The organism is Halomonas sp. CnH100-B, from assembly GCF_024124605.1.
In the GTDB taxonomy this organism is placed as follows: domain Bacteria; phylum Pseudomonadota; class Gammaproteobacteria; order Pseudomonadales; family Halomonadaceae; genus Vreelandella.
Window position 1 is genome coordinate 381,800 of sequence record NZ_JAMXRX010000001.1, and the last position, 20,764, is coordinate 402,563.

A 20,764-nucleotide genomic window follows, 5' to 3' on the forward strand; every position below is an offset into this window, starting at 1 on the left:
CCGGCGGGACGTTTTGATGGCAGGTGCGCGTTATTGAGCGGTGCGCTTGGCCAAAACGGACGCGAGCTTTTCGTTCATGCGAGTGAACGTCTCGACGGTAGTATCCCAATCAATGCAGGCGTCGGTGATCGATACGCCGTACTGCAGCTGGCTCAAATCGGCCGGTACTTTTTGATTGCCCCAACCAATGTTGGATTCCACCATCAAGCCGATGATGGAGGTATTGCCTTCCAAAATCTGGTTGGTGACGTTTTCCAGTACCAGCGGCTGCAGGGCGGCGTCTTTATTCGAGTTGGCGTGTGAGCAGTCGATCATGATGTTGGCCGAGAGGTTGGCTTTTTTCAGCTCTTTCTCTGCCAGTGCGACACTCACGCTGTCGTAGTTAGGCTTGCCGTTACCGCCGCGCAGTACCACATGACCGTAGGCATTGCCTCGGGTGCGGATGATGGCGACCTGACCGGCCTGGTTGATGCCCAAGAAGTTATGCGGGTTCGCCACGGACTGCAGCGCGTTGATCGCTACGTCCAGGCTACCGTCGGTGCCGTTTTTGAAACCGACGGGGCAGGAGAGGCCGGAAGCCATTTCGCGGTGCGTTTGGGACTCGGTGGTGCGAGCGCCAATGGCCGACCAGCTAATGCAGTCTTGCAGGTACTGAGGCGAGATTGGGTCAAGCGCCTCGGTGGCCAACGGTAGCCCCATTTCCGCCAGGTCGACCAGCAGTTTACGGGCAATGTGCAGCCCTTCGTCAATTTCGAAAGAGTCGTTCAGGTGCGGGTCGTTGATCAACCCTTTCCAGCCCACGGTCGTCCGCGGCTTTTCGAAATAGACGCGCATCACGATATACAAACTGTCGCTGACCTGGTCCGCTAGCGTACGCAGGCGGCGCGCATAATCCAGCGCTGCTTCGACGTCGTGAATGGAGCAGGGGCCAACGACCACCAGCAAACGCGGATCTTTGCCATCCAGAATGTTTTGAATGGTTTGGCGACCCTCGATTACCGAGCGCTCGGCGCTTTCCGTGAGGGGGATAGCACTCTTCAGTGCGTCGGGCGTGGTAAGAACATCCTGGGCCAGGACGTTAAGGTTACTAACCTGTTGATCTGACATCTTGCTACCTGTGCGTGCGCGATGGGCGAAAAGTGGTCACTACTATGGCGCGTCACGGTGGTAAAAATCAATTGTTACGGAACTTTGCATTAAGGAAAAATGTCAGCCTCAGGGTTTTTAAGAAAGGGGGTAAGCGCTTGATGCGCTGCTAAGAACGCGTAACACTAGATGACATTGGCGCAAGCTCATTTGCGCACCACCACCGAGGGGTAGGCCAAGGTCGCCTGCCGATGTCCTCCATGAAAATTAACAGATGCCCAAGGGACGCTATGCTGCTCGCTGTGAAGGCCCGAACACCAGGGCGACAAAGAAACAATGCTCGGCGCGATGCGTACGAGCAAAAGGAGCGTGTGAATGGGCACTCGTGAAACGGACCAACAGCTGGTTGAGCGTGCTCAGAAAGGTGACACACGTGCTTTTGATCTGCTGGTGAAGAAGTACCAGCACAAAATCATCGGTTTGATTGGGCGTTACGTGCACGACCATGCGGAAGTGCAGGACGTTGCGCAGGAAGCCTTCATTAAAGCCTATCGGGCACTGGGTAAGTTTCGAGCGGAGAGCGCGTTCTATACCTGGATGTACCGCATCGCTATCAATACGGCCAAGAACCACTTGGTGTCTCGCGGTCGTCGGCCGCCCGGCAGTGACTTGGATATCGTTGATGCGGAAATCGTCGATCAAAGCGGTCGCTTGGCAGATGCCGAGTCACCCGAGGCGTCCATTGCCCGCGACCAGCTGGAAGCGGCTGTCTTCGAAGCGATCGAAAAGCTACCTGACGATTTGCGGACGGCCATTACGCTACGCGAGTTGGACGGGTTGGCCTACGAAGATATTGCGCAAGTCATGCAGTGCCCGGTAGGGACCGTTCGCTCGCGCATTTTTCGCGCGCGAGAGGCCGTCGATGAGCATATTCGCCCGCTGGTCACCACGGCTCGCAACAGTCGAGACGAATGAGCCGCGTCCAATGAATCGGGCTTAGGCGTCACAAATATTTACGTTTTTGCGTTTTTAGTGAACTGTCTGGCAAGTGAAGCGTCATAGAGGCTGTCTAGCATGATCGCGTTAAACCATCCCCTTGCCATGCGCTGGCGATGGTTGAGTAACAGGGTCTTGGCCTGCGAGGTTTTGCGGCTAAAACACGCATGAGCCGTGTGGTCGCTGAGCTTCTTCTAACACAGTGTGAGGGTGTGAAGTATGAGTCAAAACACACGGGAATCACTTTCAGCATTGATGGACAACGAAAGTGATGAGCTTGAATTGCGCCGAGTGTTGAAATCACTACCTGACGATGCCGATGCGGCAGAGACATGGCGTCGCTACCATTTGGCACGCAGCATGATGCAGCGCGAGCGCAGCGTCGATGTCAGTGTCGATCTATCGGCAGGCATCCTGGCGCGCCTCAACGAAGAGCCTGCCCCGGTGATGGAGAGTGAAACGGTCGCTGCCCCTGCCGGCGCCGGTGGCATCTCCTTTGCCCGTGGTGCTGGTGTCGCGGCTGCCGTTTCGCTGATGGTCATTACCGGCGTTCAGTTCTTTAGCGGTAACGGCTCGACCGGCACTGCTCAGCCAGGTAGCAACACGGTCGCCTCGCAGTCCAGCGTGGGGGCTCAAGTGCAGCCGGTCAATTTGGGCGCCTCGCAGCCTGCATCAATGATGTCGTCTGAAATGCCCATGTTCGAGCCGACGCCTTTTCGTATCAACGGCCAGTCGGGCAATGGCGGCTTGATGAATATCAGCGAATCGGGCTTCTCAACGCCGGTGGCACCGCAAGGCACGATGGCCCAGCAAGCCACAGCGATCGATGTAGATCAACTGCGCATGTTGCAATCGTACCTAGAGCAGCATGCTCAGGGAGCAGCCAACGGCAGTGGCGACAGCTGGATGCCACTGATGCGTTCATCGGTGACCGAGCCATTGGGTCAGCGGTAGTTCGCTAACGCGTTTTGAACCTCATCGTGACGTAAGAGGCTGTTTGATCGGTATGGCGACTGCTAGAAAAAGCTTTTGGGGAGTCCCGCTGGCGTTGGCGTGGGGGCTGGTCGTTGTAAGCCTGGCTCCCTCCTCGGTCAACGCGGATGCGCAGCCCGCCACTGCCTGTTCGGCCGTTGCCGACGATTCGGTGCCCGACTCTGCCCAGGCATGGTTAGCGCGTAGCATGGTGGCAGGGCACTGCTATGATTTTCAGGCACGTGCGGTCACCATTGATGCGCTGGGTGTCAGAACGCTGGCGCTATCCCATCGCATTCGAGAGGGTGTGCGTCAGCAGGTCGTACAGCATTTGGATGGGCCTTCCGTCAGTATCGAGCGCCGCTCCATTGCAGGCTATATGGCGAGTTTTACCCCCGAAGAGGGTGGCGAGCTCAGCGCCTCGCAAGCCTGGGCGGAACACGTCGCCTCTCATTATGATATTTCCCTCCAAGACAATGCGCGTGTCGCTGGACGTGACGCGGTAGAGCTGCGTTTTTCCCCTCGCGATCAGCAGCGTTATCTGCACGCATGGTGGGTCGATAAATCGACAGGGCTACTGCTCAAGCATGTCATGAGCGACCATCAAGAGCGTGTACTAGAAACCTTTCAAATTACCCAGCTTCAGTCGCCTTCGCTTTATGAGGGCAATGTCGCTGGCGATGTGAGTACCGAGCGTCCGTCTCACTCATGGCAAGTCGATTGGCTCCCCGAGGGCTTCATTGCCCAACCACAGGAGCCAGGGCAAGCGGTCACGAATCAACGGGTCTATAGCGATGGTTTGGCAGCGGTGAGCCTCTTCGTCAGCCCTGTCGAGCAACCCATGCTCGAAGAGGGCGTGCACCGATTGGGCGTCTCCACGGCAGCGATTTCGTTGGTGTCCGAGGGTGAGCAGCGCTGGCAGCTGGTCGGCGTTGGTGAGCTGCCGCCAGATATGCTGCAGCGTATCGTGCAATCCGTCCGTATAGCGCCCTAGCCATGGCACACTCTGACACTGGAGGCGAGCCGCTATTCAGAACGGGCAGTGTGGTAGGGCATACCGAGACCGGGGTGATCGTCGATGTCTCCCTGGGTAATGCTTGTCAGCAGTGCGCCGAGGGACGTGGTTGCGGCATGGGGCTACTAGCCCGCCGCCAACAGCAGCGCATCACCGTACTTCCTTCCCCCTCGCCCCTTTCACACCACGCAGCGTATCCCTTAGGTAGCACCGTCACGATTGCGCTGCCCAAGCATCAAGTCAGCCACCTAACGCTGTTGATCTATGCCGTGCCGCTGTTCCTGGCGATGCTGGCGGCAGGGTTGGCCTCGCTGCTTGGAGGGCGTGAATGGCTATGTGTGATGCTGTTCTTTGGTACCTTGATGTGCAGCGTATTGACCCTTAAATACCTAATGCGCGGGCGGATGGAACGCTTCCGGCCGCGCTTGGTCAGTTAGTTGTTCCGTAGCTCGCTAAGAGTTGCACTCCCTTCGTTTCGTATCTGCTTGACTAGGAGCTGTTGCATGAAGCGCTTGGTTCTCCCCTCGACACTATGGATATGCTTGGTCGCGATGTTCTTGATCGGCCAACATGCCCATGCGCAAACGCTGCCCGATTTCACTGAGCTGGTAGAAGACGCCGCCCCGGGCGTCGTCAATATTTCCACGAGTCGAACGGTCCAGCGAAGCCCGGCCCTACAGGGGTTTGGCAATCAGGAAATCCCCGAAATATTCCGTCACTTCTTTGGCGATAGTTTTCCCACGCCTCCCGGCAGTGGTAGCGGCGGTGGTCGTAGTCAAGAGCGCCAATCGCTCGGCTCGGGGTTCATCATCAGTGCCGATGGCTATGTGATGACCAATGCGCACGTGGTGCAGGATGCCGATGAAATTCTAGTACGCCTCAACGACCGTCGTGAATTGCCCGCCGAACTGATTGGTAGCGATGCGCAAACCGATGTGGCGCTGCTGAAAATCGACGCCAATAACTTGCCGGTGCTGAATTTGGGCGATTCCGACGAGTTGAAAGTGGGGGCGTGGGTCGCGGCCATTGGCTCTCCGTTTGGGTTCGATCACTCGGTGACGGCAGGGATCGTCAGCGCGATCAACCGCACCTTGCCGCGTGATGCTTACGTGCCGTTCATTCAAACCGATGTCGCCATTAACCCCGGCAACTCCGGTGGCCCGCTGTTTAATCTGGAAGGCGAAGTCATCGGTATCAATTCGCAAATCTTTACCCGTAGTGGCGGCTTCATGGGGCTCTCGTTCGCCATTCCCATCAACGTCGCCATGGATGTGGCTGATCAACTTCGTGAAGATGGTCGCGTGAATCGCGGTTGGCTGGGGGTGATGATCCAACCCGTCTCGCAGGACTTAGCCGAGTCGTTCGGTATGAGTGAAGCGATTGGAGCACTGATTGCCGATTTAGACCCAGAAGGACCGGCGGCTCAAGGTGGTTTGCAAGCAGGTGACGTGATCCTCGAAGTCAACGGCGAAGAAGTGGATCGCTCCAGCACGCTGCCCCGTCTGATTGGTCGCGTGGCACCGGGAGACGATGTCGAACTCACGCTGATGCGTGATGGCGAGCAGGTATCGGAAACCGTCGAGCTGGGTAGCTGGCCAGATATGCAAGCGTCCGCTTCGGCATCGGGCAGCGACAATCAAGTGCGCTTGGGCGTGGCCGTTGCAGAAATCGACCAAGCCACCCGTGAGCGTTTGGGGATCAATGGCGGCGTTGAAGTGCGTCAGGTCGAGCCGGACAGCGTTGCGGCGCAGGCAGGGCTTCGCGCTGGCGATATCCTGGTGAGTATCGACCATCGCAGTGTCGCATCGGCGGACGAGCTAATGCGTATCGTCGAAGCGCTGCCTAACGATCGGGCGATTCCAGTGCGTTTGTATCGCGATGGTCGCTCTCTATTCGTCGCGCTTCGCCTCGAATAATCTTTACGCTACTCCCTCCAGTCCGGCGGTTCTCGCCGGACTGCTGTTCCTATCCCGCGCATATCGCTACAATAGCGCTTATCTTTTGATGAACTTTGGCAATGCAGTGGTGCGGTTTCCGTTTTTCGCCCTTCGGCCCAGCGCCGCAACACCTACGCTTGCGTACCAATAAGGCAGAACACACTCGATGTCTCATGACGTTTCCAGCGGAAAGCTCAAGCATATTCGCAATTTCTCCATCATTGCCCACATCGACCACGGTAAATCGACGCTCTCTGACCGTTTGATTCAGACCTGTGGCGGTTTGACAGAACGTGAGCTGAAGGAGCAAGTGCTCGACTCCATGGATATCGAGCGTGAGCGGGGTATTACCATCAAAGCGCAGTCGGTGACGCTGGACTACACCGCTGCCGATGGCCAGGTCTACCAGCTCAACTTCATCGACACGCCAGGGCACGTCGACTTCTCCTACGAAGTGTCGCGCTCACTCTACGCCTGTGAAGGGGCGCTGCTTGTCGTCGATGCGGCACAAGGGGTGGAAGCGCAGTCGGTGGCTAACTGTTACACCGCCATCGAACAGGGCCTAGAAGTGCTGCCCGTTCTGAACAAGATCGACCTGCCCCAGGCCGACCCAGACCGGGTTGCTCAGGAGGTAGAGGAGATCATCGGCCTGGATGCCACGGATGCCTGCCAAGTGTCGGCAAAAAGCGGTATCGGCATCAACGAGCTGCTCGAACGGCTGGTGCGTGACATTCCGCCGCCCAAGGGGGACCCCGAAGCACCGCTGCAAGCGCTGATCATCGACTCCTGGTTCGATAACTACCTGGGCGTCGTGTCGCTGGTGCGCCTGTTCGACGGCACGCTGCGCAAAGGCGACAAGATCCGTATTAAGTCGACGGGTCGCGACTGGAACGCCACCGAAGTCGGTATCTTCACACCGCTGCGCAAAGAGACCAATATTCTTCGCGCCGGTGAGGTTGGCTTTATCGTCGCCGGTATCAAAGAGATTCACGGCGCGCCGGTGGGGGATACCATTACCCATACCAAGACGCCAGACGTACCGCGTCTCCCCGGTTTCCAGAAAGTGAAGCCTCAGGTTTATGCCGGTATGTTCCCGGTCAGCGCAGACGATTACGAAGACTTCCGCGATGCCCTGGAAAAACTGGCTCTCAACGACGCGTCGCTGGAGTATGAGCCGGAAAACTCCGATGCGCTGGGCTTCGGCTTCCGCGTGGGTTTCCTCGGTACGCTGCACATGGAGATCATCCAGGAGCGTCTGGAGCGTGAGTACGATCTGGACCTGCTCACCACGGCGCCGACGGTTGTGTACGAGCTGGCCATGAAGAATGGCGACATTCAGTATGTCTCCAACCCCTCCAAACTGCCCGACATGGCCGATGTGGAGCAGATGCGTGAGCCCATCGTGCGGGCCAGCATTCTGGTGCCGCAGGAATTCGTCGGCAACGTCATCGCCGAGTGCGAGCAGCGCCGCGGTACTCAGCTCGACATGCAGTTCCTGGGCAATCAGATCCAGCTTACTTACGAGCTGCCCATGTCCGAAGTGGTCATGGACTTCTTTGACCGTTTAAAATCCATCTCTCGTGGCTACGCCTCGCTGGAGTACAACTTCGAACGTTTCGAAGCCGCGAAGCTGGTACGTCTGGATGTCTTGATCAACGGCGACAAAGTCGATGCGTTGGCGGTCATCATTCACCGTGACCATGCCCACTCGCGCGGTCGCTTGCTGGTGGAAAAGATGAAAGAGCTGATCCCACGGCAAATGTTCGACGTCGCGATCCAGGCGGCGATTGGTGGCCAAGTCGTGGCCCGCTCCACGGTGAAGGCGCTGCGTAAAAACGTCACGGCGAAGTGTTACGGCGGCGACGTTAGCCGTAAGAAAAAGCTGCTAGAGAAACAGAAGGCCGGTAAGAAACGGATGAAACAGGTGGGGCGTGTCGAAATTCCCCAGGATGCCTTCCTTGCTGTGCTCAAGGTTAACGACTAGGGATACGAACCCCACATGGATTTTTCACTACTACTGGTACTCGCCGTTGCGCTCTCCGGGGCCATTTACCTGTTGGATGTGCTGGTGCTTCGGCCAAAGCGCCGTGAGCGTGTGGCCAAGGCGGAAAAAGCCACCATGGAAGGCTTGGATGCGCCGACGCGGGAGAAGCTCTTAAAAGAGCCGTGGCCCGTTGACTACTCCCGTTCGTTCTTTCCTGTCTTGCTGGTCGTGCTGGTGGTACGCAGCTTCATCATCGAGCCGTTTCAGATTCCTTCCGGCTCCATGAAGCCCACGTTAGAAGTGGGCGATTTTATTCTCGTGAATAAATTCGCTTACGGACTGCGTCTGCCGGTCGTTCATCATCGCTTCTTGGAAGTGGACGATCCAGAGCGAGGCGATGTCATGGTGTTCCGCTTTCCCGAAGAGCCATCGGTGAATTTCATCAAACGCGTCGTGGGTCTGCCCGGCGACCGCATTCGCTACGAGGGCAAGCAGCTTTACGTCAATGGTGAGCCCATTGCCAAAGCGCTGATCGAAGAAGGGCCCGCGCTGTCGCCTCAGCAGCTGCTGCTTGAGGAGCAGTTGGGGGAAGTCAGCCATTTCATCTACAACAATCCCCGTGACCCAGGCCCGCAAATGCGCGAGGTGGTCGTGCCCGAAGGCCATTACTTCATGATGGGGGATAACCGCGACCACTCCAACGACAGTCGCTACTGGGGCTTCGTGCCCGAAGAGAATATCGTAGGGCGCGCCTTTGCGGTTTGGATGCACTGGGACGGTGGTCTTCCCAGTTTCACCAGCGTACGGCGTATCGAATGAACCAGCATAATGTACAAACCGTTAGTGTGGTTATCTTAGTTAACGTCAATGACGTAGGAGCACTGTGAGTAATTCCTTAACCGCTTTTTGCCGACGAATCGGCCATACCTTTGGCGACCCAACGCTTTTGGAACTGGCCATGACCCATCGCAGCTACGGTGGTCGCAACAATGAGCGCCTGGAATTTCTAGGTGACTCCATCGTCAATTTCGTCATCGCCGAAGCGCTGTTTCAGCGGTTTCCCCAGGCGCGGGAAGGGCAACTTTCCCGCCTGCGCGCTCGGTTGGTCAAAGGCCAGACCCTGGCCGAGCTGGCCCGCGAAATGGCCTTTGGCGAGTGCCTACGGCTTGGGTCCGGGGAAATGAAAAGCGGCGGACACCGCCGGGAGTCGATTCTGGCGGACGCCGTAGAAGCCGTGATCGGCGCGATTTATCTGGATGCCGGTATGGATGCCGTCCGCGAGCGTGTGCTGGCGTGGTACGCCGAGCGTCTGGAAAACATCTCGCTACAAGATACCCAGAAAGATCCCAAAACCCGCTTACAAGAATTTTTGCAGTCGCGCCAAGCGGCGCTGCCGCGCTATGAAGTGGTCTCTGTGAAGGGAGAGGCGCATGCCCAGACCTTTACCGTGGAGTGCTACATCGAGCTGCTAAGCGAGCATACCACTGGTAAAGGCCCCAGCCGCCGCCACGCTGAACAGCAGGCCGCGGAAGAAGCATTGTCCTACCTCGAACAACCCCCTGGAGACAAATCATGAGCCAAACCTGCGGATTCGTGGCCATCGTTGGCCGACCCAACGTAGGCAAATCAACCCTCATGAACCGGATTCTGGGGCAGAAAATCTCGATCACGTCACGGCGGCCGCAAACCACGCGCCACCAGGTGATGGGGATCAAAACCGTCGATGAAACGCAGTTCATCTACGTCGATACGCCGGGCATGCACATCATGTCCAAGGATCGCAACAAAGCCATCAACCGCTTCATGAACCAAGCGGCGACGCAAGCGCTTCGCGATGTCGACTGCGTCGTGTTCATCATCGACCGCACCCGCTGGACGGACGAAGATCAAGCCGTCCTGAAACGCTTGGAGCATGTGAAGGCGCCGGTCATCTTGGCCGTTAACAAGGTCGACCGCCTTCAGGATAAAGGCGATCTGCTGCCCTGGCTGGCAGATGTGGGGGCGCGCCGCGAATTTGCCGCCGTGGTGCCCATCTCCGCCAAGCACGGTACCCAAGTCGAGACGCTGGAAGAAGAGGTCGCCAAGCACCTGCCGGAGAGCATTCACTTCTTCCCGGAAGACCAAATCACCGATAAGAGCCTGCGCTTCATGGCGGCTGAGCTGGTACGTGAAAAAGTCATGCGCCAGTTAGGCGACGAGCTGCCTTATCAGATGACGGTAGAGATCGAAGAGTTTCGCGAAACCGAGCGCGTCACCCATATCAGCGCGCTGATTTTGGTGGAGCGCCAGGGGCAGAAGGTGATCCTGATCGGTGAGAACGGCGATCGGATCAAGAGCATTGGCCGTGAAGCGCGTCTAGATATGGAACGTGCGCTGGGCACCAAAGTCATGCTCAACCTGTGGGTGAAGGTGAAGCGTGGCTGGTCGGATGACGAGCGAGCGCTGAAGAGCCTGGGTTACGATCTCGATTGAGTGCGACCATGACCGCCGAGCCTGCGTTTCTGCTGCACCGTCGGGCATACCGTGAAACCAGCGCGCTGGTCGATTTATTGACGCTCAATCATGGCCGCATCCGGGCGGTGGCCCACGGTGGCCAGCGCCCCGGCTCTAAATCTCGCCAGCGGCTGCAGCCGTTTACTCCGCTGTTCGTGTCCTGGCGGGGAGATCGAGAACTGAAGCGTCTCACGTTGATGGAGTCCCGTGGGCACACCGCGCTGCTGGCGGGCGAAGGTCTGCTGTGCGGCCTATATGCCAACGAAATTGCTACCCGTTTACTGCCCCTCGAACTGAACGCCACCGATGTCTTCGCCTTCTATAGCGCGCTGCTCGACGCACTACCGGTGCCTGCTGAGCGGGGGCTGGCGCTGAGGCGCTACGAATGGGCGCTTTTGGACGTGCTCGACGCTACGCCTCGGTTTTGCACCCCCGACGGCGGGGCGCTGGACCCACATCAGCGCTACCGTTTCGATGCGAATAGCCGCGCGTTCATGGCCGCAGAGCAAGGTATCGAAGGGCGCACCTTACGCTACATCGAGCAGGGTGATTGGCAGCCGCCCGGCTTAGCGAGTGCGCTCAAAGCGGTCATGCGGGCCGCATTGGCCCCTCATTTGGGGCCTACTGCGCTACGTTCTCGTGAACTGATGCTGGATTTGGCCCGCCGTCGCCAGCGCCCGTAAGCTACCGTTACCACTGATCGCAATCGTCATCTACTGCCATTCACAGATTGGAGTTCTTCATGCACCCCCCACGGATTTTACTCGGCGTTAACATCGACCATATTGCCACGCTGCGCCAAGCCCGCGGCACGCGCTACCCCGACCCGGTCCAGGCAGCCCTGCTGGCTGAAGAGGCGGGCGCTGATGGCATTACCGTCCATCTGCGCGAAGACCGTCGCCATATTCAGCCCCGCGACGTTCGACTGCTGGCGGAAGTGCTCAACACGCGCATGAACCTGGAAATGGCCGTTACCGAGGAGATGCTGGCGCTGGCGGAAGAGGTGCGCCCAGCGCACGTGTGTTTAGTGCCCGAAAAGCGCGAAGAGTTGACCACCGAAGGCGGGTTGGATGTGGTCGGGGGCTTCGAACAGATCGCCAGTGCCTGCCAGCGTCTTACGGCTGCGGGCTGCGATGTGTCGCTGTTCATCGACCCGGACGAGGCGCAAATCGACGCCGCCAAACGTGCCGGAGCACCCACCATTGAGTTGCATACCGGGGCTTATGCCGAAGCAAAACCTGGGAGCGCCGAGGCCAACGCTGAGTATGACCGCCTGAGTGCGGCGGCGGTGCATGCTGTGTCGTTAGGCCTGGTGGTCAATGCCGGACACGGTCTGCATTATCACAACGTGGAAGCCATTGCCGCGCTACCCGGCGTCAACGAGCTCAACATTGGCCACGCCATCATCGCTCGCGCGCTATTCGTCGGATTGAAGGACGCCGTTCAGGAGATGAAGCGTTTGATCATTGCGGGGCAGGAAGCGGGTTTGATGGCCGCCCTGGATGCTCACGAGCACGACCATGACCACGATCACGGTGATGGTCACTCTTGCTGCGGTCACTAACATGATCGTCGGGATTGGCTCGGACATCGCCCGGGTCGAGCGTTTTCGTCAGGCCGTGACCCGTCACGGCCCCCGCTTTGCACAGCGTATCTTAGGGCCAGACGAGCAGCGTGCTTGGCAGTCGAAAGGCCAGGCGACGGCTTATCTGGCGAAACGCTTTGCGGCCAAAGAGGCTTTCGTGAAAGCGTTAGGGTTGGGGCTTCGTCAGGGCATGCAGTGGGGCGAGATACAGGTACTCAACGATGCGCTGGGTAAGCCTAGTCTCAAGCTCAGTGGCGAAGCGCAGCGTCTATTTGACGCCAGCGGTGCCACGGCGGCTCATATTACCCTCAGCGACGAAGCCGATTACGCCGTCGCCTTTGTAGTGCTGGAGCGCTAGCGTCGCATCACTCTGCCACCAACGTGGCGCGCTCCTCGCTGAGCCGCGCCATGGCGGTATATAACTCGTCTAGCAGTGTCTCCACATGACGCAGTCCACTGGTGCGCAGACGTGTTTCCAAAGTTTCCACCAGCAGCGCAAGCTCGGGGGCGCCACAGTAGCGGCTGGCACCGTTCAAGCCGTGCACCCAATCCAGTAACGTCGTCAAGTCGCCTTCTGCGAAAGCGCTGCGAATGTGCTGTTCGCTTTCGGGTAGGCTGTCGATAAGCCGCACCAGTTGCTGTTTGGCCAGCGATTCCTTGCCACCCGCCAGGCGAGCCCCCAACGTCAAATCGACGGCAGGTAGCGAGCTGGGAGGCTCGCTAGGGGCGTGCATGGGGCGAGCGGAGTCCGTTTCCTCTTGGGAAGAGGATGGAGGCACCACCCCTAAAAAGCGGTGGAGTAACTGCTGAAGCTGGACATCGTCGATGGGTTTGACCATGACGTCGTCCAGTCCCTCGGACAACCACTGCTGGCGTTCGTTACTCAAAACGTGAGCCGTGACGGCAATGATGGGACAGCGTGCCCAGCTATTGTCGATACGCCGCAGTGCCTGAGTCGTTTGAATGCCATCCATACCGGGCATACGAATATCCATGAGCACCATGTCAGCGGTGGCGCGCTTGGCGAACTCCAGCGCTTCATGGCCGCTATCGGCCAGCACGATACGTATCGTTTCGCTCTCTAACATGGCTTTGAGCAGTTCGCGGTTGGGCGCGTTGTCGTCGACGATCAGAATCGTCAAGCGCGGCGCAGGCAACGCTTTCGCCACGGAGCTATGGGCAGGAGCGCTGAGCGTCTGGGGCTGCAGCAGGTGTCGCAGGGTCGTGGCAAGCTGTGCTCGGGTAAACGGCTTGCACAGCATTTCGCCGCCGTGAGGCAGTGGCCAGCTGGGCAGATCGAAACTTGTGGTATTGGCCAGAACCAGCACCGGGCAGGGCGTCTGTTCGATGACCGACTGCCAATATCCTCGTCGCTCTTCGCTAAAGTCCTCTGTTGCCAGGCACAAAATCAGCAGTGATTCATTGCCCGCATCGATGAACGAGACCGGCCGCGCGCCCCAGCGCTCCAGCAGGTGTTCGAGCACGTTGCGGGTAGGCAGGTGCGGTTCGTGAAGACGGATGATCGGACCGTCGAGCGTCAGCTCGGGGGGGCGTTCATCGGCAAGGTGAGCTAACAGCGGCAGAGTGAAGGAGAACGTCGAGCCTTTGCCGAGTTCGCTGTCGACGGTGATCTCGCCACCCATACGTTGAATGAGCTGACGACAAATGGTAAGCCCCAGGCCACTGCCACCAAACTGCCGCGAATGGCTGGGCTCTGCCTGGGAAAAAGCGCTAAAGAGCTGTTGCTGATGCTCTTCGCTTAGCCCGATGCCCGTATCGCTGACGCTGATGTGCAGGACGACGTGCTGCCCCTCTTGGTTTTCCAGCATAACACGCACGATCACGTCACCTTCGGTGGTGAACTTGATCGCATTGCCCAACAAATTGTTCAGCACCTGATGAATGCGCAGCGGATCGCCACATAACGGCGTGGGCACGTCGTCGTATACCATGGCCACCAAATGGAGCTGCTTGCGCTGCGCTTCGGGGGCATTTAAGCCAATGATCTCATCCACCAAGGCGACGATATCGACGTCCACTTCTTCCAGCGTAAGCCGGTCGGCTTCCAGCTTGGAGAAATCCAAGACATCGTTGACCAGCATCAGCAGGTTGTCGCAGGCGCGCCGCACGTGCTCTAACCACTCTTTTTGGCGGCTATCCAGCGAGGAGCGCCCTAGCAGGCGGCAAAAGCCGACGATGCCATTGAGCGGCGTGCGTATTTCATGGCTCATGTTGGCCAAGAACTCGGATTTGACGGCGTTGGCGCGAAGCGCGCTGCGGTGGGCCAGATCCAGCTTGATGTTTTGCTCTTCGATGGTCTCCATCGACTCCTGCAGCTCGCTGGTGGCCTGCTCGATTTGGCTCTGCATATCCCACTGGGCTTGCTGGAAATGCTCGGCCAACCGGTTGATATGATTGGCTAACTGCTTGAACTCGGTAGGCTTGGCGTTGGACATGACCAAGCTGTAATCGCCCCGAGACAAGCGGTAGAGGGCCTGATTGGCCTCTTCGATAGGGCGGCTGGCGTAGCGGCTGATCGCAAAGGCCACCAGGAACAGCACCAACCCGAGAAGCATGCCACCGAGGCTCAAGCTGGCGATCAATCGGTAGCGCTCCAGGGTCAGCGCGCGGATGTCCATCTCTGCTTCCAGCCAGCCGTTGGTGAAGCGGCTGGTGCCGCCCACTGTTTCACTGGTGAGCGGCACCTGAAGACGCCAGACATCCTCCTCTTTGGCGAGAGTGGTCGCCTCGGGGGCGTGCAGGCGCGGCGGAGGCGGCATCGAACGGCCCAGCACCAGTAGCCGGTTGCCCTGTTCGTCGAACAGCGTCACCGCCCGCAGGCCACGATGTTCCAAAAGCTGGCGGGCCAGTGTCTCCAAACGCGGCAAGTCGCCATCGGTCATGGCGCTCCCCAGACTGGGGGCCAGCAGTTCGCCAGCGCTGGTCAGTCGGTCTTCGAGCACGTTGCGGCCAGTGTGCTCACTCTGAAGCACCAACAGCACCGCCATGACGGCATACACGAGTAAGGGAAAACCAAGCAGAGCGAACAGCAGGCGCGTGTTTAATGACATGAAAGAAGCTCGTCGAATCTGAAAGGTTGCCTGTCCACTCACAGGCAGCACCGATATAATGCAGCATAACGGTTACGATAAGGAATGTTCGATGAATTATCCCACGCTCGAAGATGTGGTCGGCAATACGCCCTTGGTTCGTCTGAAGCGAATCAGCGCTGGCAAGAACAATACGCTGCTGGCCAAACTGGAAGGTAACAACCCGGCCGGTTCGGTCAAAGACCGCCCGGCACTGTCGATGCTGAGCGAAGCCGAAGCCCGCGGTGAGATCGCCCCGGGGGATACGCTCATCGAAGCAACCTCGGGAAATACCGGAATTGCCCTGGCCATGGCGGCGGCCATCAAAGGGTACAAGATGACGTTGATCATGCCAGAAAACGCCTCTGCTGAGCGCAAGCAAGCCATGGCGGCCTACGGCGCCACGCTGATTTCCGCTAGCAAAGAGGGTGGAATGGAAGAGGCGCGCGACATCGCCGACGCGATGATTGCCCGAGGAGAAGGCAAGCCGCTGAACCAGTTTGCCAACCCGGATAACCCGCTGGCGCACTACCGTACCACCGGGCCGGAAGTGTGGCGGCAAACGGGCGGAGAGGTGACCCACTTCGTGAGTTCTATGGGGACGACCGGGACGATCATGGGCGTATCGCGCTACTTGAAAGAGCAAAACAGCGCGATTCAAATCGTCGGCTTACAGCCCGCCGACGGTGCCAGTATTCCCGGAATTCGTCGCTGGCCACAGGAGTATCTGCCGGCCATTTTCGAAGCGCCGCGGGTGGATGTCACGCTCGATATTAGCCAGCAAGAAGCCGAAACGCACATGCGCCGATTGGCCCGTGAGGAGGGCATTTTGGCGGGTGTTTCGTCGGGAGGCAGCTTGGCAGGTGCGCTGCGCATCGCAGAGCAAACCGAAAATGCGGTCATCGTGTTCATTGTATGTGACCGTGGTGATCGCTATCTCTCCACGGGCTTGTTTGCCCCGGAGGTATAAATGGCTATGTTGGGTAAGCGGCGGCCGCCACGGCCGGCTTCAGGCCATTCTGGGTTGGCGCGCCAACCCAGCGGCAACGGCGCGCCTGCCAAGTCGTCTGTCGTCACCGATGCCGACGCGCCGCTGGTGATCGAGCGTCTCGCTCACGATGGGCGCGGTGTGGCACATCATCCGGTGGGTAAAACCGTCTTTGTCGATCGCGCGCTGCCAGGAGAGCAGGTCGACGTGGCCGTACACGTCACTCGCAAGCGCTTCGATGAGGCGCATGTCAAAACGTTAGTGACTCGCTCACCTCAGCGCGTAGAGCCGCCGTGTGCGCATTTCGGCCACTGTGGCGGCTGCGATTTACAACATTTGGCGCTCGATGCGCAGCGTGCCCACAAACGTGAAGTCGTCAGCGAGCTAATGGCGCGTCAAGGCCTGAGACTAGAGACAGTAGAGACCATCAGCGGACAGTCCGAACACTATCGCCGCCGGGCCCGCTTGGGTGTCAAGGTCGATGGCCAGGGGGCCGTGCGGCTTGGGTTTCGCGCGGCGAACAGCCATCGCTTGGTGGACATCGACCAATGCCACGTGTTGGTGCCGTCGCTCCAGTCGCTGATAGCCCCTTTGAAACAACTGCTGACCGAGCTGGAAGCACCGCGTTCCGTCGGCCACATTGAACTGCTCGCCACTGCCCAGGCTACGGTGGTGCTGGTTCGCCAGCTCAAAGAGCAGCCTCAGGATGGGCTGCGCTGGCAAGCCTTTGCAGACCAACAAGGAGTGCGTTTAGGCACCTGGTTGGGGCGGGAGTCTCCCTCATTGCACTGGTATGGTGCAGCGCCTGCACTGGAAGAGCGCTTTTCGTTGAGCGCGTTGGGCGTGAGCGCGGCGCAGGCCGCGGACGAATTGGTGTTGCAGTTTGCTCCCGGTGATTTTTTGCAGGTAAATGCCGAGGTCAATCAAAAGATGGTGGCGCAGGTGGTAGCATGGTTATCACCGGCACCCGGAATGCAGCTGCTCGATCTGTTTGCCGGAATGGGGAACTTCAGCGTGCCACTAGCCGCTGCCGGTGCCCGCGTGCATGCCGTGGAAGGCAGCGCCACCATGGTCGAGCGCCTCGCAGCCAACGCAACGCGGAATCGGCTGAGCGTGGGCGCACAGCAGGCGGATCTCAATGACGCGGCGACAGTGAAAGCACTGCTTCGCGAACACTCTGCGGAGGCGATAGTGCTCGACCCGCCGCGCAGTGGCGCCGAGGCTGTCTGCCAAGCGCTTGGGCGCCAAAAAGTGGCGAAGATCGCCTATGTATCATGCGATCCGGCCACGCTGGCCCGGGATGCGGCACACCTTGTGCATGCGGGATATCGCGTCAAGCACGTCGCAGTGGCAGATATGTTTCTGCACACTGCCCACATGGAAACGTTGATGCTGTTTGAATACGCGGGCTAGTTTGCCCTTTGCAGCAAGTTTTGGTGGCGGCGGAGTGGAGGCCACCACCCAGAAAGGATGAGTCATAGTCATGGTGAAAGTGCGTGAAGACCAGCCGCTAACAGAAAGCGGGAAGGTGGACATACAACAATGGTTAACGCGCCTTCAGGACGATGTGCGCCTACGCGACCCCGAGCGCTTAATGCAGGCCTGCGAGTTGGCCGAGCAGCTAGAGCGAGAAGCGCCCCGCACCCATCGGGTGTGGCTGTCGCCGGGGTCTAGCTTCCGCATGGGCCTCGAGATGGCGGATATTCTCGCCGATCTCAAGCTCGACCAGTCGACGCTGGAGGCCGCCGTGCTCTACCGCGCCGTGCGGGAAGGGCTGTTGAGCTTGGAAGGCGTCAGCAAGCGCTTTGGAGATGAAGTCGCCAAGCTCATTGATGGTGTGCTGCAAATGGCCGCCATCAGCTACCCATTGGCACCTAACCATGGCATGAGCCAGCACAACCAGCAGGAGAACCTGCGCAAAATGCTGGTGAACATGGTCGGCGACGTGCGTGTCGCGCTGATCAAAATCGCCGAGCGCACCTGCGCGCTGCGCCAAGTCAAAGACGCTCCTCGTGAGAAATGCCTGCAGGTGGCCAGAGAAGTAGCCGATATCTACGCGCCGCTGGCGCACCGCCTCGGCATCGGCCAAATCAAATGGGAGCTGGAAGACCTCTCTTTCCGTTACTTGCACGAAGAAGATTACAAAGCCATCGCCAAACTGTTGGCCGAGAAGCGCTTGGATCGCGACCGCTACATTCACGACGTGGTCGAAACGCTCAAAGGCTTGATGGAAGCTCAGCATATTCACCGCTACGACGTGAGTGGGCGAGCCAAGCATATCTACTCCATCTGGCGCAAAATGAAGCGCAAGCGAATCGATTTTTCCCAGGTTCACGATGTGCGCGCCGTGCGTATTCTGGTGCCGGAAGTGACCGACTGCTACACCGTATTGGGGATCGTTCACTCCCGCTGGCACCACGTGCCCAACGAGTTTGATGACTACATCGCCAATCCCAAAAAGAACGGCTATCAATCGCTGCACACCGCCGTGATGGGACCGGAGAACAAGGTGCTGGAAATTCAGATTCGCACCTTCTCCATGCACGATGAAGCCGAGCTTGGGGTATGCGCCCACTGGCGCTACAAAGGCCACGACACCAACGCCAAAAGCCGCAGCTATGAAGAAAAAATCGCCTGGCTGCGCCAAGTGTTGGAGTGGCAGGACGAAGTGGGCGGCTTTGGCGATTTACGCGAAGGCCTCTCCAGCGATGTCGCCCCCGACCGTATCTACGTCTTTACGCCCGATGGGCATGTCATCGACCTGCCGCGTATCGCCACGCCCATCGATTTTGCTTACCGGGTGCACACCGAAATTGGCCATCGCTGCCGAGGGGCCAAGGTTAACGGTCGCATCGTACCACTGACCTATAAGCTGAAAACCGGCCAGCAGATCGAGATTCTCACCGCTACCAAAGGCGGCCCCAGCCGCGACTGGCTCAACCCCAGTTTGGGTTACGTGCGCACCTCCCGGGCGCGGGCCAAGATTCAGGCGTGGTTTAAGCATCAGGCCCGCGACCAGAACCTGGACGAAGGCCGAGCGCTTTTCGAGCGTGAAATGCGCCGCCTGGATGTGGAAGGGCTGGACTTGCCCAAGCTCGCCAAAGCCGTCAACTACCAAAACGCCGACGATATGTACGCGGCGCTGGGTGCCGGGGACCTGCGCATTGGTCAAGTGCTGCATCAGGCCCAGCAACTGTTTGGGGAAACCGACGACCAGGAGCAGCTGGATCGCCTGCTGGCCAAGCCTCGGCGCCAGCCCAGCAAGGCCACCCAAAGCGACATTACCGTGCTTGGGGTGGGCAACCTGAAAACCAGCATGGCGAACTGCTGCCGCCCGGTGCCCGGCGAGCCGATTGTCGGCTTTATTACCCAAGGGCGCGGCGTGACCGTGCACCGCCAGGACTGCACCAACATTCTCCAATTGCGCATGGAAGAGCCCCAGCGCATTATCGAAGTGGAGTGGGGCGAGCGGGCGCACACCCGCTACCCGGTGACCATCGAGATTCAAGCCTGGGACCGCTCGGGCCTGCTACGCGATGTCACGGGCCTGCTGGGCAACGAAAAGGTCAACGTGTTGGCGGTCAACACGCTCACGGATACCGATGAAGGCATCGCCCGACTGCGGATTACCCTGGAGGTGGACGGCCTGGAATCCCTCGGCAGGCTGTTCTCACGTATCCAGCAGCTACCTAACGTGACCGAAGTGCGCCGCCTGCGTAACGCCGACCCTGAAAAAAGTGCCCGCAAAGGAGGGGCCTGATGCGCCATACCCTGGATGATTTGCTCAGCCTGATGTCCGTATTGCGCGACCGAGAGCAGGGCTGCCCGTGGGATATCCAACAGGATTGGGACAGCATCGTGCCCCATACCCTGGAAGAGGCGTACGAAGTAGCCGATGCCATCGAGCGTCGCGCTTTTGAGGAGCTGCCCGGCGAGCTGGGCGACCTGCTGTTTCAAGTGGTCTATTACGCCCAGTTTGGCGCAGAAGAGCAGCGCTTCGACTTTCACGATATCGTCGATACGCTGACCGCCAAAATGCTGCGCCGTCATCCCCATGTGTTCCCAGACGGCACGCTGGCTTCCCGCCGCCCGCCCGGCGTGAGTGCCGACGAGGTCAAAACCCAGCAGGTGAATAGCCGCTGGGAAGCGCTAAAGGCCGACGAGCGCGCCGAACGAGCCACCCAAGCGCCGTCGGTACTGGACGACGTGCCCCGCACGCTGCCTGCGTTAAGCCGCGCCGCGAAGCTCTCCAAACGCGCCGCCCGGGTTGGCTTTGATTGGCCCGATGCCGAAGGCGTGCTGGCCAAAATTCGCGAGGAGCTGGAGGAGGTCGAAGAGGCGCTGACGGCGGGGGATCGTCAGCACGCCCAGGAAGAGGTAGGCGACCTGCTGTTTGCCGTCACCAATTTAGCCCGCACGCTAGGCGCCGACCCCGAGCAGTGCCTACGCAGCACCAACGCAAAATTCGAGCGCCGCTTTCGCTATGTCGAACGCGCGCTTGCCGATGCCGAGCGTCCGTTAAACGAGGCCTCGCTGGATGAGATGGAAGGCCACTGGCAAGCCGCGAAAGCCCAAGAACAACGCTAATTTCAAAACCATCAACGCGACCCCGCAAGGAG

At 59.1% G+C, this 20,764-nt stretch carries 18 protein-coding genes; 16 read left to right on the top strand and 2 right to left on the bottom strand.

All coding sequences use genetic code 11. From position 1 onward, the window contains the following. Window positions 1–30: 30 nt before the first annotated feature. Window positions 31–1,107: a 3-deoxy-7-phosphoheptulonate synthase gene (locus NH398_RS01665; RefSeq protein WP_253016057.1), complete on the bottom strand. Its 1,077-nt coding sequence runs from the start codon at window positions 1,105–1,107 to the stop codon at window positions 31–33. A 354-nt stretch (window positions 1,108–1,461) separates the two neighbouring features. On the opposite strand from NH398_RS01665, the gene rpoE reads away from it, so the two are divergent. The 12 genes from rpoE to acpS all read left to right on the top strand — a co-directional run bounded on the left by rpoE (window position 1,462) and on the right by acpS (window position 12,426). Then, window positions 1,462–2,061, top strand: coding sequence for an RNA polymerase sigma factor RpoE (gene rpoE / locus NH398_RS01670; protein ID WP_159342487.1), 600 nt, complete (start codon window positions 1,462–1,464; stop codon window positions 2,059–2,061). 240 nt (window positions 2,062–2,301) lie between these two features. Beyond that, complete coding sequence (locus tag NH398_RS01675; RefSeq protein WP_253016059.1) at window positions 2,302–3,036, top strand: sigma-E factor negative regulatory protein; 735 nt, start codon at window positions 2,302–2,304, stop codon at window positions 3,034–3,036. A gap of 52 nt (window positions 3,037–3,088) precedes the next feature. Further along, window positions 3,089–4,048 (top strand): MucB/RseB C-terminal domain-containing protein, encoded by a 960-nt coding sequence (locus tag NH398_RS01680; protein WP_253016061.1) that lies wholly within the window; start codon window positions 3,089–3,091, stop codon window positions 4,046–4,048. Between the two features lie 2 nt (window positions 4,049–4,050). Further along, window positions 4,051–4,506 carry a SoxR reducing system RseC family protein gene (locus NH398_RS01685; protein WP_253016063.1) on the top strand — a complete coding sequence of 152 codons (456 nt, stop codon included), beginning with the start codon at window positions 4,051–4,053 and terminating at the stop codon, window positions 4,504–4,506. 66 nt (window positions 4,507–4,572) lie between these two features. Next, window positions 4,573–5,985, top strand: coding sequence for a DegQ family serine endoprotease (locus NH398_RS01690; protein ID WP_253016065.1), 1,413 nt, complete (start codon window positions 4,573–4,575; stop codon window positions 5,983–5,985). A gap of 187 nt (window positions 5,986–6,172) precedes the next feature. Beyond that, window positions 6,173–7,990, top strand: coding sequence for a translation elongation factor 4 (gene lepA, locus NH398_RS01695; protein ID WP_153843674.1), 1,818 nt, complete (start codon window positions 6,173–6,175; stop codon window positions 7,988–7,990). A gap of 15 nt (window positions 7,991–8,005) precedes the next feature. After that, window positions 8,006–8,809 carry a signal peptidase I gene (gene lepB / locus NH398_RS01700; protein ID WP_159342482.1) on the top strand — a complete coding sequence of 268 codons (804 nt, stop codon included), beginning with the start codon at window positions 8,006–8,008 and terminating at the stop codon, window positions 8,807–8,809. A 64-nt stretch (window positions 8,810–8,873) separates the two neighbouring features. After that, window positions 8,874–9,566, top strand: a complete 693-nt coding sequence (gene rnc, locus NH398_RS01705; RefSeq protein WP_044628375.1) for a ribonuclease III — start codon at window positions 8,874–8,876, stop codon at window positions 9,564–9,566. Then, window positions 9,563–10,462 (top strand): GTPase Era, encoded by a 900-nt coding sequence (gene era / locus NH398_RS01710; RefSeq protein WP_159342481.1) that lies wholly within the window; start codon window positions 9,563–9,565, stop codon window positions 10,460–10,462. The genes rnc and era overlap by 4 nt, the downstream gene beginning before the upstream one ends. An 8-nt stretch (window positions 10,463–10,470) precedes the next feature. Then, the gene (gene recO / locus NH398_RS01715; RefSeq protein WP_253016067.1) at window positions 10,471–11,166 is read left to right on the top strand and encodes a DNA repair protein RecO; all 696 of its coding nucleotides are present in this window, start codon (window positions 10,471–10,473) and stop codon (window positions 11,164–11,166) included. 59 nt (window positions 11,167–11,225) lie between these two features. Beyond that, window positions 11,226–12,047 carry a pyridoxine 5'-phosphate synthase gene (pdxJ, locus tag NH398_RS01720; RefSeq protein ID WP_253016069.1) on the top strand — a complete coding sequence of 274 codons (822 nt, stop codon included), beginning with the start codon at window positions 11,226–11,228 and terminating at the stop codon, window positions 12,045–12,047. Between the two features lies 1 nt (window position 12,048). Continuing rightward, a complete protein-coding gene (acpS, locus tag NH398_RS01725) occupies window positions 12,049–12,426 on the top strand; it encodes a holo-ACP synthase (protein WP_159343764.1) in 378 nt (125 codons plus the stop codon). A gap of 7 nt (window positions 12,427–12,433) precedes the next feature. Here the strand turns inward: acpS and NH398_RS01730 are convergent, their stop codons facing one another. Then, on the bottom strand, window positions 12,434–15,139 hold the full coding sequence (locus NH398_RS01730) for an ATP-binding protein (RefSeq protein ID WP_253016071.1): 2,706 nt from the start codon (window positions 15,137–15,139) through the stop codon (window positions 12,434–12,436). A 91-nt stretch (window positions 15,140–15,230) separates the two neighbouring features. Here NH398_RS01730 and cysM point away from each other — a divergent pair, with 91 nt between their 5' ends. From cysM to mazG, 4 genes are all read left to right on the top strand, one after another. Continuing rightward, window positions 15,231–16,127 (top strand): cysteine synthase CysM, encoded by an 897-nt coding sequence (gene cysM / locus NH398_RS01735; RefSeq protein ID WP_253016073.1) that lies wholly within the window; start codon window positions 15,231–15,233, stop codon window positions 16,125–16,127. Next, a complete protein-coding gene (rlmD, locus tag NH398_RS01740) occupies window positions 16,128–17,558 on the top strand; it encodes a 23S rRNA (uracil(1939)-C(5))-methyltransferase RlmD (RefSeq protein WP_253016075.1) in 1,431 nt (476 codons plus the stop codon). A 70-nt stretch (window positions 17,559–17,628) separates the two neighbouring features. Continuing rightward, a complete protein-coding gene (gene relA / locus NH398_RS01745) occupies window positions 17,629–19,905 on the top strand; it encodes a GTP diphosphokinase (RefSeq protein ID WP_253016077.1) in 2,277 nt (758 codons plus the stop codon). After that, window positions 19,905–20,732, top strand: a complete 828-nt coding sequence (gene mazG, locus NH398_RS01750) for a nucleoside triphosphate pyrophosphohydrolase (RefSeq protein ID WP_253016079.1) — start codon at window positions 19,905–19,907, stop codon at window positions 20,730–20,732. Before relA ends, mazG begins: the two co-directional genes overlap by 1 nt. The last annotated feature ends 32 nt before the right edge of the window (window positions 20,733–20,764 follow it).

What these genes read in the sequence shown, in the direction of transcription:
- recO (WP_253016067.1), top strand. Translation starts at nt 10,471, where the DNA reads ATGACCGCCGAGCCTGCGTTTCTGCTGCACCGTCGGGCATACCGTGAA.
- rlmD (WP_253016075.1), top strand. Translation starts at nt 16,128, where the DNA reads ATGGCTATGTTGGGTAAGCGGCGGCCGCCACGGCCGGCTTCAGGCCAT.
- NH398_RS01685 (WP_253016063.1), top strand. Translation starts at nt 4,051, where the DNA reads ATGGCACACTCTGACACTGGAGGCGAGCCGCTATTCAGAACGGGCAGT.
- NH398_RS01690 (WP_253016065.1), top strand. Translation starts at nt 4,573, where the DNA reads ATGAAGCGCTTGGTTCTCCCCTCGACACTATGGATATGCTTGGTCGCG.
- lepB (WP_159342482.1), top strand. Translation starts at nt 8,006, where the DNA reads ATGGATTTTTCACTACTACTGGTACTCGCCGTTGCGCTCTCCGGGGCC.
- NH398_RS01680 (WP_253016061.1), top strand. Translation starts at nt 3,089, where the DNA reads ATGGCGACTGCTAGAAAAAGCTTTTGGGGAGTCCCGCTGGCGTTGGCG.
- NH398_RS01665 (WP_253016057.1), bottom strand. Translation starts at nt 1,107, where the DNA reads ATGTCAGATCAACAGGTTAGTAACCTTAACGTCCTGGCCCAGGATGTT.
- pdxJ (WP_253016069.1), top strand. Translation starts at nt 11,226, where the DNA reads ATGCACCCCCCACGGATTTTACTCGGCGTTAACATCGACCATATTGCC.
- mazG (WP_253016079.1), top strand. Translation starts at nt 19,905, where the DNA reads ATGCGCCATACCCTGGATGATTTGCTCAGCCTGATGTCCGTATTGCGC.
- acpS (WP_159343764.1), top strand. Translation starts at nt 12,049, where the DNA reads ATGATCGTCGGGATTGGCTCGGACATCGCCCGGGTCGAGCGTTTTCGT.
- relA (WP_253016077.1), top strand. Translation starts at nt 17,629, where the DNA reads ATGGTGAAAGTGCGTGAAGACCAGCCGCTAACAGAAAGCGGGAAGGTG.
- NH398_RS01730 (WP_253016071.1), bottom strand. Translation starts at nt 15,139, where the DNA reads ATGTCATTAAACACGCGCCTGCTGTTCGCTCTGCTTGGTTTTCCCTTA.
- era (WP_159342481.1), top strand. Translation starts at nt 9,563, where the DNA reads ATGAGCCAAACCTGCGGATTCGTGGCCATCGTTGGCCGACCCAACGTA.
- rpoE (WP_159342487.1), top strand. Translation starts at nt 1,462, where the DNA reads ATGGGCACTCGTGAAACGGACCAACAGCTGGTTGAGCGTGCTCAGAAA.
- NH398_RS01675 (WP_253016059.1), top strand. Translation starts at nt 2,302, where the DNA reads ATGAGTCAAAACACACGGGAATCACTTTCAGCATTGATGGACAACGAA.
- cysM (WP_253016073.1), top strand. Translation starts at nt 15,231, where the DNA reads ATGAATTATCCCACGCTCGAAGATGTGGTCGGCAATACGCCCTTGGTT.
- lepA (WP_153843674.1), top strand. Translation starts at nt 6,173, where the DNA reads ATGTCTCATGACGTTTCCAGCGGAAAGCTCAAGCATATTCGCAATTTC.